The organism is Rhizobium sp. SRI_017 (genome assembly GCF_057586295.1).
In genome coordinates this window covers 219,661-236,550 of sequence record NZ_JBYCZP010000007.1, presented here as the reverse complement: position 1 = coordinate 236,550, position 16,890 = coordinate 219,661, and the positions used below count along the sequence as shown (strand labels likewise).

Sequence of the window (16,890 nt, the reverse complement as noted above, 5' to 3'; positions counted from 1 at the left end):
GGTTTCAGCCCTTAGCAGAAAGCGTTCTGCCGATACTGGACGCGCGCCTCGCTGGGCGAACGGCCGAAATGGGCACGGTAGTGCTTGGAAAACTGTGACTGGTCGGAGAACCCCCAGTTATAGGCGATTTCCGAAATCGTCAGATGCGAGTTCTTCTTGCGCAGTTCCTCATCGCACATCAAGAGCCGCTGCTCGCGGATCCATTCGCAGATGGACCGGCCGCTGTCTGTGAAGAGCCGCTGCAGATATCTGAGCGAGATGCCGCAGGAATCTGCGATGTCCTGGGGCAGGAGCTCCTGCTTGTTGAGATGGTTGCGGATGAATTGCTCCGCCCTGAAGAGATGCGCCGAACGTACTGAACTGAGACTGCTGCTCAGCACGCGCTGATCGCCCTGGATTGCGAGACAAAGTAGGTCGACCAGCTGCTGGCCGATCATCTCATGCGCTGCCGCATCCATCTCGCCGATCCGACGTGCACTTGTCCTGACGGCATCCACGAAATAGGCGCCCACACCCTTGGTGGCATCGAAGGACATCGCCGAAAGCCGCTCCGGCGGCCCGACCCGCGCCCTCAGCGCTGCGGCCGGTACCTTGAAAACCCAGAGCAGGTTGGCGCCCGGATGGCAGAACTCGTAAGGCGCGTCGCCGCGCTCGAGGATGAAGCCGCCCGGTGCGCAGGAAACTTCGCGTCCGTCCTGAGCAAAGCTGATATCGGCAAGATCGGGAATGGTGACCAGGAAGCTTTTTTCGCGCTCGCTGATGATCTGCCGTTCGTGGCGCTTGTAGAGGATCGCGTCGCATTTGATCCGCGAAAGCGATACGCTTCCCATCGACCAGTAGTCCAGGGAGCCGTTGAACCGCTCCTCATCCCGATACTTGAGGTCGAGCGGGAAATAGGCATTCGAAATGATGTTCTGCCAGTAGCCCGCACGCGCGGCCTGAGGCGAATTCGCCGTCGAATAATGCAATGTCCAGTCCTCCTGTGCGAAGGCGGCGGCCGGCTTCTGCCGGTCTCACCAATTCGTTCCCATTCGTTCTTTTGTCGAAGATACCATGAATTGGCCGGGTGTCTTGTCGCTATGCGCATAAAATCTCGTCAATCTTGGCATAGGGCGCCCTGCACACCAGACCAAAACGCCCTGCTTGTCAGGCCGCTGAACTCAAAGATTGTGGAACATGACCCGCATCGCCTATTTGTATCCGAATTCTTCGCGCGCGCGTATCTATTCATTAATTGTCGACCGAAAGGCAGTATAGATAACCGCATCCATGGTCTCGGCCCGAGACGACTGTGCGCAGTCGAACCAGAGTTTGTTCGCGCAGAAATGATGTATTTCCCGGCCCCTCTGCTACGTTGGTGGACGTTGCGCATGGCGCGAAGGACGGGCACGTCACAGGCACTTCGACGCTCGGATGCAGGCGGGCCCCATTCGGTGCGTCGAGGTGCAAGAGTTTAAGATTCATGCGCGCAAATATAATTCCAATAAAAGAGGTGGAACCAATGAAACGCGCAACTATCAGGAAAATGATGCTGTCAGGTCTCCTGGCGCTTATTCACCCCACATTGTCCAACGCCGCCGATCTGTGGCCGTTCGACGTCACCGATGTCGTCGCCGGCAAGACCGTGCCCTATCAGGGCCTCGATAAGGCGTCGAAGAAGTGGCACATCTGCGTGCTCTTCCCGCATATGAAGGACAGCTATTGGGTGGGTGTCGACTACGGTATTGCCGACCAGGCGAAGAAGCTCGGCATCAAGGCGACGATCTTCCAGGCCGGCGGATATACGGAGGCCGCCAAGCAGGTGGCACAGTATAACGACTGTGTGGCCCTCGGCGTCGATGCCATCGTCATCGGCGCGATTTCCGAAGCCGGACTTGCGAAGAGCATGGCCGAGGGCAAGGCGAAGGGCATCGTACAGGTCGGCGTCATCAACCCGCTGCAGGGCGACGTCGCCGATGCCAAGATCTACGCCAATTACGATGTCGCCGCTGCTGCCGGCGCCAAATTCCTGGCCGAGAAATTCAAGGACAGCGCGGAGCCCGTCAAGCTGCTGCACTTCCCGGGTCCACAGGGTTCCGGTTGGGCCGAAGCGTCGACCGAGGGCGTCAAGCTCGGCATCAAGGACTCCAAGATCGAGCTCGCGGACGCCAAATACGGCGATACCGGCAAGAGCATCCAGCTGCAGCTGGTAGAGGATGCGCTGCAGACCTATGACGATGTCGGCATCATCTACGGCACGGCGGTGACCGCCGAGGTCGCCAAGCAGGCGCTCCAGGAAGCCGGTATCGACCGGGATATCACCATCGCGTCCTACTACTCCAACGAGGGCATCGTCGATCTCGTCAAGAAGGGCGACGTGACCGCCACCGTTACGGAATCGCCTGTGATGGAGGCCCGTATCGCGGTCGATCTCGCCGTCCGGATTCTCGAGAAGAAGGAACACTACAAGCACCTCAATCCGGGGATGAGCATTGTGACCAAGGACAATATCGATAGTATCGATCTGACCCGCTCCTTCGCTCCCGCCGACTGGAAGCCGGTCTATTCGGTCGATTGAAGGTCATGTTGATGAAGACTGCCAACGTGGACGATGCGGGTTTGAAAGAGCCCGCATCGTCGGGCCCGATCCTTTCGATGCGGGCAATCGTCAAGCGGTTCGGCGCATTCGCAGCACTCTCGGGGGTGGATTTCGATCTTCAAGCCGGCGAAGTGCACGTGCTGTTCGGCGAGAACGGGGCCGGGAAGTCGACGCTCATCCAGATCATGGCCGGCGTCCTGCAGGCCGACGAGGGCGAGTATCGGCTGCTCTCCCAGACCATCGAGAATGCCACACCGGCCAGGATGCAGCGCGCCGGGATTTCCGCGGTGTTCCAGGAATTCAGCCTGATCCCTGAGATGTCCGTCACAGAAAATCTCTTCCTCGGACGGGAATTGATGCGCCGGGGCCGGCTGGACAAAAGTGCCATGCGCAAGGCGACGCAGGAGATACTCGGCAAGCTCGGTTTTCCGCTCGACCCCGATGCCAGGGTAGTCACGCTTAGGCGTGCCCACAAGCAGATGGTGGAGATCGCCAAGGCACTGCTGCACGACGCCAAGGTCATGATCTTCGATGAGCCGACCGCGTCGCTTGCCGACCAGGAGGCGGCCGCGCTGTTCGATCTGATCGAAACCTTGCGCGAACAGGGCCTCGGGATCGTCTATATCACCCATCGCATGGCGGAGATCGATCGCCTCGCCGATCGCGTCACCGTGCTGCGCGACGGCAACTATGTCTGCACCCTTTCCCGCGACGAGATCAGCCATCCGACGCTCGTCAAATCGATGACCGGGCGGAGTTTCGAGACCTTTTATCCGAGGATCGAGCGGAACGCATCGTCGACGGCTGTCGAGGTCAGGGGATTGAAGGCCGCCAACGGTCTCGTGAACGCCGTCGATGTTCAAATACGCCGTGGCGAAGTGCTCGGGATCGCTGGGCTGGCCGGCTGCGGCAAATCCGAACTGATCCGCGCGATCTACGGCCTCGAGCCCATTCAGGACGGCACGATCACGCTCGACGCCGAACCGGTGAAGAAGCCGACACCCGACGCGATGCTCGGCCGCAGGCTCTGCTATTTCCCGTCCGACAGGGCGACAGAAGGCCTGGCCATGCGCCAGAGTCTCGGCTGGAACGCGACGATTGCCGCGCTTGACGATGGTGCCTTCTCGAAGAGCAGGCTCTGGCTGCGGCAGCGCGCCGAAAGGCTGTTCGCCCAACGCATGATCGACCGCCTCGGCATCAAGGCGCGCGGCGTGAACGCCGCGGTCGAAGGAATGTCGGGCGGCAACAAGCAGAAGGTCCTGCTCGCACGCGGGCTTTCCCGCGATCTCGACATCTATCTGTTCGACGAACCGACCGTCGGCGTCGACGTCCAGGCCAAGATCGAGATCTACAATTTCATCAAGGAACTGACCGAAGCCGGCAAGGCCGTGGTCGTCTGCTCGTCCGACATGGCCGAAATAATCCATATCTCGCATCGGCTCCTGGTGATGCAAAACGGCGAGGTCGTCGCGGAACTGGAAGGTGATGGTATATCGGAAGCAGCACTTTTGTCCGCCTTCTTCGACCATCCCGTCGAGGCCGAGGACGTGGAAAGCGAGTTGCCGGAAGGAGTAGCGTATTGAACACCCTCGTGGAACGCCCCATGCTCTGGAGCAAGGTGGCCCGGCCCCCGGCCCTGCCGCTTCTTCTTGCCGCGACCTGCCTGCTGTTCGCTCTCCTCGAACCCAAGTTCCTTCGGTTCGAGAACATCATGAACATCCTGCGCAACACCTCCTATCTCTCGCTGGTGGCCGCGGGCCAGATGCTGGTGATCGTGGTCGGCGGCTTTGACATTTCGGTTGGTGCGGTCATCGCGCTCACCAGCGTCACGAGCACATTGTCGATGGTCTATTTTCTCGAGATGGTGCCGGACTTCGCGGTCGCCGGCGTGGTCTTCGGCTGCCTTGCCGGACTGCTGGTCGCCGGCCTGCTGGGTCTTGCAAACGGAGCCTGCGTCGCAATCCTGCGCGCACCGCCCTTTATCGTCACCATCGGCACGATGTCGATTGCCGCCGGCCTTGCGCAATATCTCTCGGGCGGCACGCCGCTCTACGGACTTCCCGAGAACTTCACCGACACGATCGGACGGGGGCGCTTCCACGGCATGCCCGTGGTGATCGTGATCGCCGCCGTCATTCTGGCCGTACTTGGCTATGTGCTGACGTCGACGCGAACGGGCAGGTATTTTTACGCCGTCGGCGGCAACGAACGCGGCGCACATGTCTCGGGTATCAATGTGAGGCTCGTCACCATCCTCGCCTATTGCCTCGGCGGCCTGCTCGCCGGGGCGGCGGGTCTGCTGCTGACCGCCCGGGTGGGGTCGGGAGAGGCGACGCTTGGCAGTTCCTTGATGCTCGACAGCATCGCGGCGGCCATCTTGGCCGGCGTGTCGCTCAAGGGTGGTTCGGGCCGCCTTTCCATGGTGGTAACGGGCGCCCTTTTCCTGTCGGTGCTCGCCAACGGCATGAACCTTGTCCGCATCGACAGCCGCTATCAGGTCATCCTGGTGGGAGCCATCGTCATTGCCGCGGTGGCGCTCGACAATTTCAAACGCCTGCGGAGCACCAGCCCATGAAAGCGGCGACCTTCATTCCCTCGTCCCCGATCCGCGCGTTTGGCCTGCCGATCGTCATCCTGGCGGCTTTCGGTCTGTTCGCGATGCTCCAGCCGGCGATGGCGTCGTTCGCCAATCTCGAAAACCTGCTCAAGCAGGCGTCGCTGCTGTTCATGCTGGCGGCCGCGCAATTGCTCGTGCTGATCGGCCGTGGCTTCGATCTCTCGGTCGGCGCTAATGTGTCGGTCGTTTCCGTGACGTCCTGCATGGTCATGGTCGCCATTCCGCCGGATCAGGCCGGCATGGCTGTTACGGCCGCGCTTGTTGTCGCGCTGGCGATCGGCTGCGTGATCGGCGCGATCAACGGATTTCTGATCGCCTATCTCGAAATCAACCCTTTCGTCGTCACGCTCGGCACTATGAGCATCGTCACCGGTCTGGCGACGACGATTTCGAACGGCTTTCCCGTCTTCGGCGTGCCGCCCGCTTTCAGCTACGTCTTCAACCAGATACATGTGCTCGCCCTGCCCGCGCCGTTTGTTGTGGCCGCTCTGCTTGCCACGATCCTCCATGTTCTTCTCTCGAAGACGGTGTTCGGCCGAACACTCTATCTGATCGGCGACAACGCACGAGCCGCCATGGTCGCCGGCCGGAATGTCAGGCTGCATCTATTCCTCGCCTATACGGGTTGCGGCGTGATCGCGGCCATGGCCGGGCTCATGATGACGGCAGGAACCGGGTCGGGCGAGCCCAGTCTTGGAGCCAGCCTTGTGCTCAACAGCATAGCGGCAGCTGTCGTTGGCGGCGCCTCGCTCCGCGGTGGGGTGGGCTCGGTGTTGGCGCCAGTTTTCGGCGCCCTGCTCGTGACGATCGTCTCGGTTGGAATGAACTTGGCGCAGATCGACGGATCGCTTCAGTCCGTCATCATCGGCTTGATCGTCATCTTTGCTGCTTTTGCGGGATCGATCGGCCACGCACAGCGCGGCTAGCTTCCCGCGGATAGGCCGGGCTCCTCAGCGGATGGGCAGCCCATCCACCGCCTGACGCACCCAATCCAGACGCTTGGCCGGGATCAATCCGTAATTGTAGAAATTGATGCCATCGGCACCCGCCTCCATTGCCGCACGGGACCGGATAGCAAGATCGTCAGCGGACTTCATTTCGGGATAGAAGACGCGGAAGCCGGCACCGAGATATTTTTCCGGTCCCAACCGTGCACGGCCGTGTCTCACCACGGCTGCCAGTTCCTCTGCCGTCATGTCGTAACAGCATAGAATCGCGCCGTCGCAGAGCCTGCCCACCGCCGTAAGGTCGACGCCACCGAGCCAGCCGTCCTTGAGGTCGATCAGCACGATCCTGGTGGCCGGATCGGCGCTTTGCCTGATCTCTCCGATCAGGCTGGTCACCGGTTCGGAACGCCATTGAAGAAAGGCGTGGAGTTCCGACCATGCCTTGAAGGCATCGATGCCGGCCGCTGGGAAGCCCGGAAACTGCCTTGCCGGGATTTCCCTTTCGCACATCTCTGCAATGAAACGAGCGACTGTCTTCCGCGCCTCGCCGATCGGCACGCCCGCATTCTCTGCCCGCGTCGCACAATGTTTGCAGAAGCAGAGCGAGAGCAGGAAATCGTCCTCCGCATTGAGGCCGACGCCATCCTTTTCGTGATGGTATTCATGCGCGAAACTCATGAAATTCGGGCTTTCGAGCTCCAGCATGTCGGGCTTGTAATGTGTGGTCACGTCCCTGACGAGGGTCACGACATAGTCGCGGGCGGCCGGGCTCGACGGGCAGAGATTGTAGTAGTTCGCATTGCCGAAGGCATTGCGCGTCACATGACCGGGATGCGCCATGCCGAGCCGCGTATTGTGCAGGCACACCGTCCAGCATGAAACCCCCATGCCGCCACGGTCACGTTCATCGATCAGCGCGCCGAGCATGTCGCCGCGTTCGGCGACATTGCGCGCCATCAGCGGCCGGATCTTCTTGTCCTTCCAGAGGCTCTCATCCGGCCGGAAGTAGACGGTGCCGTCTTCGGGGAAATAGGCCTTCTGCGCGGGACTGCGCGGCTGCAGGAAGCGCCCCGCGTGATAGGATGTCGCAAGGCTGATCGTGTTGAGCCCCGCGCGGTCGCGAAGGTCCGCGACGGTGCCGGCGATGCTCTGGTCCTGGATGTCCCAGGGATAGGTCCACATGGAATGCTGCATCGCGTCCTTATTCCTCTAGATCAGCCGCCCCGGCCGGTTTTTCGTCTGCTGCCGATCGCGGATCACCGCCACGCCATTGACCCAGAGATCGGAAACTCCAGACGCCAGTTGCGTCGAATCCGAGAAGGTTGCACGGTCGCTGATCGCATCCTCGAAAAGAACGAGATCGGCGGCGAGGCTCGGCCGGATCAGCCCCCTGTCATGCAACTGAAAACGCTGCGCCGCGACCGAGGTCATGCGTCGGACGGCATCCTCGAGGCTGAACCATTTCTTCTCGCGCCGCAGCGGTCCGGCGATGCGCGGGAAGGTGCCGAAGGCGCGCGGATGCGGCTTGGAACCCGGCCGCGGCAGGCCGTCCGACCCGGCCATGTAGAGCCGGTTGCAGCAGGCGGCGTGCAGGTCTGCTTCGTCGAGCTGGAACAGGATGATGCCCGTTTGCCCGGAATCTTCTTCGATGAAGCGCAGCATCAGGTCGAAGGGCGTGGTGCCAAGCGTTTGCGCCGCCCCGCCCATGTCGCTGCCTTCGAGATGCTTGAGCGCCGGCACACCTATGGCCGAGAGGCGCACGTTCTCCCAGCCGATCAGGTTGACCTTGCTCTCGCCGGGAAAAGCCTCGCCGCCATTTTCCACCCACTCGCGGATTGCGGCGCATTGTACGGGATCGGCGAGCCGGCGTTTCAAACCCTCCAGCCCGCCATCCATCACCGCCGGCGGCAGCAGTTGCAGCAGCCAGGTGCTGCCGGCCGGATAGGGATACATGTCGAAACTGATGTCCACACCTTCGTCCCGCATCGCCTCCAGCCGTTCGATGGCACGCGGGATCTGACCCCAATTGGGCCGACCCGCCGACTGCAGATGCGAGAGCAACCCTGCCGAGCCGGATTGCCGCAGCAGATCGCCGAATTCCTCGATCGCGTCGAACAGGCCCGCCTCATAGGAGCGGACATGGGCAGCCAGCAATTTGCCATGCGCAGCCACGGTCTTCGCAAGCGCCACCAGTTCAGAGTGGTCGGCAAAGGCGCTCGGCGGGTAGACCAGCCCGAGCGACAGGCCGCAAGCGCCCTGCCGCAGCTGTTCGCCGAGCAGTGCGCACATGGCCTCGATCTCCCGCGCTTCGGCCGGGCGCCGATCGAAGCCCATCACTGCCAGTCGCAGCGCGGCATGGCCGACCAGCGAGACAAGATTGAGGGCGGTCCCCTCGCCCTCCAGTGCGTTTCGGTAGCCATCCAGATCGGCGAATATCTCACTGTCTTTCGTCTCTCCGAGCAGTCCCGCGAAATGGTCGCGCAGCATCGGCGCGGATGCATCATTCGAGGGATAGAGCGAGAAGGAACAATTGCCGACAACAATGCTGGTGACCCCCTGCATCGCCTTTTCGGTGCGGCCCCGCTCGCGCAGGAAGATCAGGTCGTCATGGCAATGCGCGTCGATGAAGCCCGGCGCCAGATAGCGCTCGTCCGCATCGACAACCTCGGCATCCGGTCCAGCCTGCAAGCCATAGCCGATCTGCTGGATCTTTCCGCCTGCGATGAGAAGGTCGCCGCGATACCACGGGGCTCCTGTTCCATCGACGATACGCGCATTGCGAACCAGCGTTTCCGACATCGCGCTCTCCGGTCAGACCGCCGCGACCGCGGTCATTTCGACGCGCAGGTCGGGATCGGCAAGCCGTGCCTCTACGCAGGCGCGCGCCGGAGGATGGGCCTTATCGATCCACTTGTCATAGACAGAGTTCATCGCCTCGAAATCTGTGATCGCCGGCAGGAAGACATTGACGGCCAGCAGCTTCGATTTGTCGGTGCCGGCTTCCTTGAGGAGCGCGGCGATGGTCTCGAGCACATCGAGAGTCTGCTCTTCGATCGATCCCTTGCGATTACTGGCTACCTGCCCGGCAATATAGACCGTGCCGGCATGCACCACGGCCTGGCTCATCCTCGGTCCCTTCTGATAGCGGTCGATCATGTCTTTTCCTTTTCTTGTGCTTGGGAGTTTGGGCGCGATTCAGCCGAAATGCGTGGCATAGGCAGCGACGACCCGGTGCTCCGGATCGAGCCCATAGAGGATGCCATGGCGGTCCAGGCAGGTGCAGGGATGCGAAATGCCGAATTCCACGACATCGCCGATCCTGACTTCCCTGTTGCCGCCGAGTTCGACGAAGGCATGCTGGTCGTTGAGCTTTGTGACCTTGGCTTCAGTCAGGTCGGCGATCTCTCGGCCGTCGCGATAAAGCGCGAGCGGCCTGGGCAACCCCTGGTCCATGGCCACGTCGCGCAAGCCCATGCCGCAGATCGCAAGCCCGGGTTCGGGCCGGGACAGCACCTCGGCCCAGACGCGCAGGGCAGGTTTGAAGGTCGAGGCCGCCGGCATCACCTTGCCGCTGATCTCGAAACCCTGCCGCCCATCGAGTGCCGACAGGCCGCGCTCGTAGACGCCATGGTCATGAAAGAAGATCGCGCCACTGCGCAGAACGAGCTTCGACTGGGGATCATCCGCCACGATCGGGCCAAGCGCGGCGGCGACGAGATCGAAATAGACCGACCCGCCGGCAGTCACCAGCAGTTCGCGTTCGGCGCCGACCCGTTTGCGCAGGCCGCGGTGCAGGTCGGCCATCTCGCCCATAAGGTTCTCGATGCGCGACCTGGTTTCCGCCGGATCGGCCGTCGCAGCGGCCCCCTCGTAGCCGCCTATGCCCGTCAACTTAAAGCGTTCGGTCTCGCGCGAAAGAATGTGTTCGGCGATATCAAGCGCGGCTTCGGCCGAGCGACTCCCGCCGCGGGCGGCACCGAGCTCCGGCAGAAGGCCCAGCATTGGGAGCCCCTCACACTCACGCCAGGCTGTCGAAAGCGCCTCGGCGAGATCGATCGAATCCACGAAAATATGGACCTCGGCCTGGGGGTATCCGGCCAAGAGTGCTGCAAGCCGCCGCGCTGCGGCCACGCCGCCGATCTCGTTGGCGAGGATCAGCCGCGTCATGCCGGCTTTCAGCATCACGGATGCCTGGCGGATGTCGGCGACGGTTGTCCCCCAGGCACCGGCCTGCAGCAGGCGCTGCGCGAGCGCCGGTGACATGGGCGTCTTGGCATGCGGTGCGATCCCGCATCCATGGCTCCTCACATAGGCCATCATCGCCTCGGCATTGGCGGCAAAGGCAGACTCGTCGAGCGAAATCAGCGGCAGGGACATGCTTCCATCGAACGGCTTCCAGCCCTGTTGGCCGATCTCGTCCAGCGGCACCGGCGCATGGCCGGCAGGAAAGCCGCGGATCCGGTCGTCGAGAATGGCTGGTTCGCAGGAAAGCGAGGGGGCTGGCATGGTAGAGGTCTCCTTCATCGCGTACGTGCCTCCCGGCCGGAGATCAGCAGCAGCGCCAGGATGAGCGCTCCGAACATGATGTTCCGCCACCCGGGCGAGGCATTGATGACTGTGATCAGCGCTGTCGTCGTGACCAGAAGAACAGCACCGGGAATCGTACCCGCATAGGTGCCCCGGCCGCCGAGGATCGAGGTCCCACCGAGCACGACGGCAGCGATCGAGGTCAGCACATAGGGCTCACCGATACCGACATAGCCCTGCCGGTTCATCCCGAGAATGAGAATGCCCGCCAGCCCCGAAAAGAGACCCGATAAGGCATAGAGTATCAATGTATGTTTCGTCACGCTGACGCCCGACAGCCGCGCCGCCAGCGGATTTGCCCCGAGCGCGAGGAACCGCGCGCCAATCGGCAGGCGGTGGATCAGCAGCAGCACGAAGACAGACACGATCGCCCAGAGGATGACGCCGGCGGGGATACCCAGCGGCCGCGCCTGCCCGAGCCAGATGACGGCGGCATTGGTCACCGATACCGCACTGCCGCCGGCGACGATCACCAGCAGCCCCTGCAGGAAGGTCGCCATGGCAAGTGTCATGATGATCGGTGGCACGCCGAGATAGGCGGCCCCTGCCCCGTTTCCGAACCCGATCAGGGTCGCAATGCCGAGGATGAGCACGATGCCGCTGATCCCGGTCGGATCGAAGACAGGCGACAGGACGGGCAGAAGGATCGCACAGACTGTCATCACCGCTCCCGCCGAAAGATCGATGCCACCCATCAGGATGACCAGCGTCTGGCCGGCCGCGACGATGCCGATCACTGCGGCAAGTTCGAGCAGGTAGCGTAGATGGCCAAAGGAACCGAAGCCCCGGATTCCGAGGCTCGCCGCAATAAGCACGAGCAGAACCAGCAGCGTCGTCAGCAGCGGCGGATTGCGCATTAGTCTCGCAAGCATGCCCGTATTCATGGCGTTCTCCAGCGCGCCGCGAGACTTGGAATGGCAACGGCACCGACGATGATCAGTCCCTGCGCCACATATTGCGCCACCGGCGGAAAGCCCAGGAAGAACATAACGTTGATCATCAACGACAGAAGCAGGCTGCCGCAGACCGCGCCCCGGATCGTGCCCTTGCCGCCGAGAAAGCCAACGCCGCCGAGCACCGCCGCGGCGATCGAATTGAGCGTGAATGGCGTGCCGATCACCGGATCGCCCGAGCCGGTCTGCGCGGCAACGAAGAGGCCGGCCAGCGCGGTCAGCAGTCCCGAGAGTGCAAAGGCCGCGAGCTTCACCCGGTCCACCGCAACGCCCGAGCGATAGGCGCCGACGGGATTGTCGCCCGCCGCATAGATGCCGATGCCATCAGGCGTCATCAGATAGAGCTTCCACGCCGCAAGCGTGGCCAGCAGCAGCAGGAAGGCGACGGGCGTATTGCCGGCCAGCAGATCGGAGAACCAGGCGGGGATGGCGCCACCTGGTCTTGGGAGGATGATCAGCGCAATCCCTGAAATGATGAAGGAGCTCGCCAGCGTCACGATGATCGCCGGCAACCTCGCACGGATGACGACCGCACCCATCAGCCCGCCTGCGACGATCCCGATTGCGGCCACGGCGACGATGCCGCCGGCAGTTCCGAACGGCCCGCCCATCGTGGTCGCGGCAATCACCGCGCCGAGGCTCACCAGCGGTCCGATCGCCAGCGTGATACCGCCATTCAGCATCAGCAAAGCCTGTGCGATGGTGACGAGCGCCAGCGGAAACCAGTTCTGTGTGAATTTCGAGAAGCCGCCCACACTGATGATACCGGGAAACAGGATCGCATAGAGCAGGACCAGCGCGCCGACCACCGCATAGATGCCGCCGAGACCGTGATTTCGCCGGCGCTGCACCGCGAGATAGAGATTTGACTGTGCTGCCATGCTCATGCCGCTTCGCGCCTCTTGATGCCCATAGCCGCGCCAACGATCGCCTCTTCGGTGATCGCACGGCGCTCCAATGTCTCGACAACCCGGCCCTCGCTGAACACCAGCACGCGATCACAGAGATGCACGAGTTCGGGCGTATCGGAGCTCAGCAGCACGACGAGCTTGCCCTCGGCAGCAAAGCCCGTGAGCATCGCATAGATTTCCCGCTTGGTTTCAATGTCGACGCCGCGTGTCGGATCGTTGAGCAGCAGTACCGAGGGGTCCTTCGGCAGCCACTTGGCGAGCGCGACCTTCTGCTGGTTCCCGCCAGACAGCGCTTGCACCGCGCGCGACGTATCGCCCCTGATGCTCAGGCGTGCGGCCAGGCTTTCGACCAGGCTCCGTTCGCCAGCGCGGTCGCGCATGCCGTTCTTCAACGCCTTGCCGAGCGAGGGGAGGATCAGGTTGGATGCGATCGAATGAGTCAGCACCAGGCCCTCCTTCTTGCGGTCGGCCGGAACATAGGCGATCTGCCGGGCATTGGCGGCGCCAACGGAAGCGGGCAGCCCGGGCTGGCCCGATATTTCGGCCTCCTCGGCGGCCGCTGGAATGGCGCCGTAGAGTCCGAGCAGAAAATCCTCCTGCCCCTGCCCAACCAGTCCACCGATGCCGATGATTTCGCCGGCACACGCCTCGAGATCGATCCCGCGCGCGGCACCCGCCGAAAAACCCTTGATGCGGATCCGCGTTTCTCCGGGAGATCGAGCGCCCCGTTCGGGAAACAGGTCGCCGGGATCCCGGCCCACCATCAGCCGCACCAGACTTTGACCGTCGACGCCCGCAAGGCTCTGGTCTGATGTCACGATGCCGTCCTTCAGCACCGTCACATGCTCACAGAGCGAGCGCACTTCATCCAGCCTGTGCGAGATATAGAGGATCGCCGTGCCCTGCGCCGCAAGCGTCCGGACAAGCCCGGAAAGGACCCCCGCCTCATGGGCGGAAAGCGACGAGGTCGGCTCGTCGAGGATCAGCACGCGCGGCTTGCGATAGAGCGCCTTGGCGATCTCCACCATCTGCCGGCGGCCGAGCGACAGATCGCCCACCGGCATGTCGAGCGGCTCGGTCAACCCGACCATTTCGGACGCCTCCGCGGCCCGTAGTCGCAAGGCGCCATAGTCGATCAGTCCGAACCGGCGCGGATAGGCGCCAAGCCCGATATTCTCGGCGATGGAGAGCTCGGCGGCGAGGCTGAGCTCCTGTTGGACGACGGCGATGCCGGCGGCGCGCGCCGAAGCGGGACTATGGCGCGCGACGACCTTGCCGTCGATCAGGATGTCGCCGCTATCGGGCGCGAGAGCCCCCGACAGCAGATTGATGAGCGTCGACTTGCCCGCGCCGTTCTCGCCGAGCAGTGCATGGATCCGGCCCGGCACGAGGCCGATGCTCACGCCCTTGAGCACGGGATTGCCATAGAAGCCGCGGGATACGCCGCGGGCTTCGACCACGGGCGGACGATCGCTCATCAGGTCACCTCATTCGGATGGACGTCAGGAACTTACTGCGCGAGCAACTTGTCGAACAGCGCCTTGTCGTAATCCGAATAAATGTAGCCATCGGCCGGGAACTTGTCGGCCCGGGCGAGATAGCTGTCGATCGTGCTGTCGTCGATGACGGGCAGCGGCACCTTGACAAAGGCGGGAACATCCTTGCCTTCAAGCGCCTGCACGGCGGTATAGACCGAGAGCGCGCCAAGCCAGTTTGGCTGCATCGTCGCCCAGCCCTTGAGCCCCTTCTCCTTCCAGAGTTCGAGGAACTGCCGGGCATTTTCACCCGATGTCGGCACCTGCGCGCGGCCCTGACGATCGAAGGCGAGGACGGAGCCAGCCGACAGCGCACCGCCGAGCGACAGCACACCGTCGATCTCCGGATTGGCGAACAACAGGCTGGTCATCGCTTCCTGGGCCGGGGCGACATTGTACTCTGTATTGGTCTCGGTGATGACCTTCAGGTCCGGATTGGCATCGAGCACCGGCTGGGCACCTTTGCGGCGATCATCGCTGACCGAGATGCCAGCAGGACCATTCATGATGATGATCTTGCCCTTGCCCCCGAGTTGGTCGACCATCCATTTGGCTGCCGTCGCGCCCCACTCGTTGGAGTCGGTATTGATCTTGGCGGTCACGTCGTCGGTGTTCACGAGACTGTCGAAGTTGACCACCGCGATGCCCTTGGCGCAGGCATCGGAAATGACACGATCGAGTGCCGTCGACGAGCCGGCGATGACGACGATCGCATCGATATTGGCGTCGATCATCGACTGGATCTGCTGGATCTGCGTCTGGGCATTGCCCTGCGCATCCGTGATCATCAGGTCCTTGACCAGGCCCGCCTTCTTCAACTCCTCGACCTCGGCGGTGATCGTGCCTTCGGTCTGCTTCATCCAGGTCGGAACGGAATAGATATTGGCCCATCCGACCGTATAGGGCGCCTTGCGATCGCCCTTGATGCATTTGGCCGCGGCCGCGGCTGTCTCGGCATAGCCGCCGAGCGCCAGAGCGAGCAACCCGGCGCCGGCGAGCAACGCGCGGCGGCAGGAAAGAAAATTCGAATTCTCGGCTTTCATTGTTTCGTTCCCCTTTTTTGAGTTGCCGCTTGCGCGGCCATCCCATTTTGTGTATGTCTATTATATTGGACATATGATCACAATAATGGACAATTGGAACTATATGCCAAAATCTTGCGCTGGCAAGCCCGTTGCCAAATTTTTCCCGCTGGGCCAAAACCGATCTCATCAGTGAAGGAGTCGCGGGCATGAACGTGGTTGATATCCAGGACGATGCACTTGTCTCCAAGCGTGCGCGCGGCCTCGATCGCGCCTTCGAAATTCTGGACTTCCTGAGGGTCCGGCGCGAGCCGGCCAAGCCCAACGAGATTGCAGCCCAGATCGGCGCGCCGCGATCCTCGGTCTACGAACTGGTCAACTTGCTGCTGCGCAACGGCATCATCGAATATGCCGGCGACGAGGGACGCGTCTATCTCGGCCGCAAGCTCTATTTCCTCGGCGCGGCCTACGAGGAACAGTTCGATTTCATGCGCGAATGCGACCGCGTGCTCGACCAGCTTGCGGCGGTGACGCGCGAGACCGCGCAATTCTGCATGCTCGACGGCAACAAATATGCGGTCGTGCGCATGCGGGAGGGCGCGCGGCCCTTCCGGATCTCGGCCGACGTCGGCCGGCCGGTGCCCATTCCTTGGACGGCCTCGGGCCGGCTACTTGTAGGCCATATGAGCGATGAGGAAATCCTCGGCTTCATTCCGCACGAGGATTTCCACTTGCCGAATGGCGACTGGCTGACGCCCGAACGCTTCATCGCCGAGGTTCGCGCCGCCACCCAGGCCGGAGAATTCACCTTCAACAGCATTGTCGACAGCTTCACGCACTGCTTTGCGGTGCCGATAAAGGGCACGGATGGTCGCCCAATCGCCACGCTCTGCCTGGTCGCGCCGCGCGATGATGGCTTGAGGCACCGTCAGCAATATCTCGACAGCCTCAAGCAGGCAGCAGCGGAGCTGCATTACAAGGACAGTAGGCGGAACCCATGAAAATCGTCGAAGGGCTGCATCTCGTCGCGAGCGGCGGCTCCGGTTTCGACCTGACGGATTCTCTTGATTGCAATGTCTTCCTGCTGACCGACGGCCGAGAGCATCATATATTCGACGCCGGCGCTGGCCGCGATATCGATGGATGTTTCACGGAAATGCGGAACGACGGCCTCGATCCGATGGCAATACGGACGCTGTTCCTCACGCATGGCCACGCCGATCATTCCGGCGGCGCAGCGGAACTCGTAGCGCGCGTCCCCGGCCTTACCGTCGTGGCCGGCCCACTGACAACTGCGATCCTATCCAGGAATGACGAAAGACTGATCAGCCTCGACCGCGTGCGCGGCAAATTCTATCCCCTGGACTATGCTTGGACTGCGCCGCGGGTCGACCGCGTGCTCAAATCGGGCGAAAGCCTCGAGCTGGGACTGTTCCGGATCACGCTTCACGAAACGCCGGGCCATAGCGATGACCACTGCTGCTATCTTGTCGAGTCAGGTGGTGTCAGGAGCCTGATCGCCGGCGATGCGCTCTTTGCTGGTGGGCGTGTCATCCTGCAGGACATAGAGGATTGCAGCGTCGCGAAGACCCTGTCCTCGATCCGCATGCTCGCGGGCCTGGATTTCGAGCGCTTCCTTCCTGGTCACGGCCGCTTCTCGCTCCGCAACGGCCGGCGGCATGTCGATGCGGCCCTCCCCTATGTCGAAGCCGGCACGCCGCCGCCGCAACTCTGACACCT

At 62.5% G+C, this 16,890-nt stretch carries 15 protein-coding genes; 6 read left to right on the top strand and 9 right to left on the bottom strand.

Translation table 11 applies throughout. From position 1 onward, the window contains the following. Window positions 1-11 precede the first annotated feature (11 nt). Window positions 12-968 (bottom strand): AraC-like ligand-binding domain-containing protein, encoded by a 957-nt coding sequence (locus AC2YI2_RS17575; RefSeq protein WP_487387787.1) that lies wholly within the window; start codon window positions 966-968, stop codon window positions 12-14. A 533-nt stretch (window positions 969-1,501) separates the two neighbouring features. Between AC2YI2_RS17575 and torT the strand changes: the two genes are divergently transcribed. From torT to AC2YI2_RS17555, 4 genes are read left to right on the top strand one after another with little or no spacing between them, the layout of a single operon-like run. Beyond that, on the top strand, window positions 1,502-2,557 hold the full coding sequence (torT, locus tag AC2YI2_RS17570; protein WP_487387786.1) for a TMAO reductase system periplasmic protein TorT: 1,056 nt from the start codon (window positions 1,502-1,504) through the stop codon (window positions 2,555-2,557). 11 nt (window positions 2,558-2,568) lie between these two features. Continuing rightward, window positions 2,569-4,161, top strand: a complete 1,593-nt coding sequence (locus tag AC2YI2_RS17565) for a sugar ABC transporter ATP-binding protein (protein ID WP_487387785.1) — start codon at window positions 2,569-2,571, stop codon at window positions 4,159-4,161. After that, entirely contained in the window at window positions 4,158-5,153 is a 996-nt protein-coding gene (locus AC2YI2_RS17560) for an ABC transporter permease (RefSeq protein WP_487387784.1), read from the top strand. The genes AC2YI2_RS17565 and AC2YI2_RS17560 overlap by 4 nt, the downstream gene beginning before the upstream one ends. Continuing rightward, window positions 5,150-6,121, top strand: coding sequence for an ABC transporter permease (locus AC2YI2_RS17555; protein WP_487387783.1), 972 nt, complete (start codon window positions 5,150-5,152; stop codon window positions 6,119-6,121). The genes AC2YI2_RS17560 and AC2YI2_RS17555 overlap by 4 nt, the downstream gene beginning before the upstream one ends. A gap of 24 nt (window positions 6,122-6,145) precedes the next feature. Here AC2YI2_RS17555 and AC2YI2_RS17550 read toward each other — a convergent pair whose 3' ends face one another. Genes AC2YI2_RS17550 through AC2YI2_RS17515 form a run of 8 tightly spaced genes read right to left on the bottom strand, consistent with a single transcriptional unit; the run spans window position 6,146 to window position 15,171 of the window. Continuing rightward, window positions 6,146-7,336 carry a hypothetical protein gene (locus AC2YI2_RS17550; protein WP_487387782.1) on the bottom strand — a complete coding sequence of 397 codons (1,191 nt, stop codon included), beginning with the start codon at window positions 7,334-7,336 and terminating at the stop codon, window positions 6,146-6,148. Window positions 7,337-7,351: 15 nt separating this feature from the next. Then, window positions 7,352-8,941 carry an N-acyl-D-amino-acid deacylase family protein gene (locus tag AC2YI2_RS17545; RefSeq protein ID WP_487387781.1) on the bottom strand — a complete coding sequence of 530 codons (1,590 nt, stop codon included), beginning with the start codon at window positions 8,939-8,941 and terminating at the stop codon, window positions 7,352-7,354. A gap of 12 nt (window positions 8,942-8,953) precedes the next feature. Next, window positions 8,954-9,298, bottom strand: coding sequence for a RidA family protein (locus tag AC2YI2_RS17540; protein WP_487387780.1), 345 nt, complete (start codon window positions 9,296-9,298; stop codon window positions 8,954-8,956). A gap of 39 nt (window positions 9,299-9,337) precedes the next feature. Next, a complete protein-coding gene (locus AC2YI2_RS17535) occupies window positions 9,338-10,648 on the bottom strand; it encodes an alanine racemase (protein ID WP_487387779.1) in 1,311 nt (436 codons plus the stop codon). Window positions 10,649-10,662: 14 nt separating this feature from the next. Beyond that, the gene (locus tag AC2YI2_RS17530) at window positions 10,663-11,613 is read right to left on the bottom strand and encodes an ABC transporter permease (RefSeq protein ID WP_487387778.1); all 951 of its coding nucleotides are present in this window, start codon (window positions 11,611-11,613) and stop codon (window positions 10,663-10,665) included. Continuing rightward, a complete protein-coding gene (locus AC2YI2_RS17525) occupies window positions 11,610-12,569 on the bottom strand; it encodes an ABC transporter permease (RefSeq protein WP_487387777.1) in 960 nt (319 codons plus the stop codon). Before AC2YI2_RS17525 ends, AC2YI2_RS17530 begins: the two co-directional genes overlap by 4 nt. Next, on the bottom strand, window positions 12,566-14,071 hold the full coding sequence (locus AC2YI2_RS17520; protein WP_487387776.1) for a sugar ABC transporter ATP-binding protein: 1,506 nt from the start codon (window positions 14,069-14,071) through the stop codon (window positions 12,566-12,568). Before AC2YI2_RS17520 ends, AC2YI2_RS17525 begins: the two co-directional genes overlap by 4 nt. 32 nt (window positions 14,072-14,103) lie before the next feature. Continuing rightward, window positions 14,104-15,171: a substrate-binding domain-containing protein gene (locus tag AC2YI2_RS17515; protein WP_487387775.1), complete on the bottom strand. Its 1,068-nt coding sequence runs from the start codon at window positions 15,169-15,171 to the stop codon at window positions 14,104-14,106. 188 nt (window positions 15,172-15,359) lie between these two features. On the opposite strand from AC2YI2_RS17515, the gene AC2YI2_RS17510 reads away from it, so the two are divergent. Together AC2YI2_RS17510 and AC2YI2_RS17505 are read left to right on the top strand one after the other, a co-directional pair. Beyond that, window positions 15,360-16,151 (top strand): IclR family transcriptional regulator, encoded by a 792-nt coding sequence (locus tag AC2YI2_RS17510; protein WP_487387774.1) that lies wholly within the window; start codon window positions 15,360-15,362, stop codon window positions 16,149-16,151. Next, window positions 16,148-16,885 carry an MBL fold metallo-hydrolase gene (locus AC2YI2_RS17505; RefSeq protein ID WP_487387773.1) on the top strand — a complete coding sequence of 246 codons (738 nt, stop codon included), beginning with the start codon at window positions 16,148-16,150 and terminating at the stop codon, window positions 16,883-16,885. Before AC2YI2_RS17510 ends, AC2YI2_RS17505 begins: the two co-directional genes overlap by 4 nt. The last annotated feature ends 5 nt before the right edge of the window (window positions 16,886-16,890 follow it).

Bases quoted from the DNA above. Each gene is read 5' to 3' on its own strand.
- AC2YI2_RS17510 (WP_487387774.1), top strand. From the start codon at position 15,360: ATGAACGTGGTTGATATCCAGGACGATGCACTTGTCTCCAAGCGTGCG.
- AC2YI2_RS17505 (WP_487387773.1), top strand. From the start codon at position 16,148: ATGAAAATCGTCGAAGGGCTGCATCTCGTCGCGAGCGGCGGCTCCGGT.
- torT (WP_487387786.1), top strand. From the start codon at position 1,502: ATGAAACGCGCAACTATCAGGAAAATGATGCTGTCAGGTCTCCTGGCG.
- AC2YI2_RS17525 (WP_487387777.1), bottom strand. From the start codon at position 12,569: ATGAGCATGGCAGCACAGTCAAATCTCTATCTCGCGGTGCAGCGCCGG.
- AC2YI2_RS17545 (WP_487387781.1), bottom strand. From the start codon at position 8,941: ATGTCGGAAACGCTGGTTCGCAATGCGCGTATCGTCGATGGAACAGGA.
- AC2YI2_RS17535 (WP_487387779.1), bottom strand. From the start codon at position 10,648: ATGCCAGCCCCCTCGCTTTCCTGCGAACCAGCCATTCTCGACGACCGG.
- AC2YI2_RS17555 (WP_487387783.1), top strand. From the start codon at position 5,150: ATGAAAGCGGCGACCTTCATTCCCTCGTCCCCGATCCGCGCGTTTGGC.
- AC2YI2_RS17550 (WP_487387782.1), bottom strand. From the start codon at position 7,336: ATGCAGCATTCCATGTGGACCTATCCCTGGGACATCCAGGACCAGAGC.
- AC2YI2_RS17540 (WP_487387780.1), bottom strand. From the start codon at position 9,298: ATGATCGACCGCTATCAGAAGGGACCGAGGATGAGCCAGGCCGTGGTG.
- AC2YI2_RS17515 (WP_487387775.1), bottom strand. From the start codon at position 15,171: ATGAAAGCCGAGAATTCGAATTTTCTTTCCTGCCGCCGCGCGTTGCTC.
- AC2YI2_RS17520 (WP_487387776.1), bottom strand. From the start codon at position 14,071: ATGAGCGATCGTCCGCCCGTGGTCGAAGCCCGCGGCGTATCCCGCGGC.
- AC2YI2_RS17565 (WP_487387785.1), top strand. From the start codon at position 2,569: ATGAAGACTGCCAACGTGGACGATGCGGGTTTGAAAGAGCCCGCATCG.
- AC2YI2_RS17530 (WP_487387778.1), bottom strand. From the start codon at position 11,613: ATGAATACGGGCATGCTTGCGAGACTAATGCGCAATCCGCCGCTGCTG.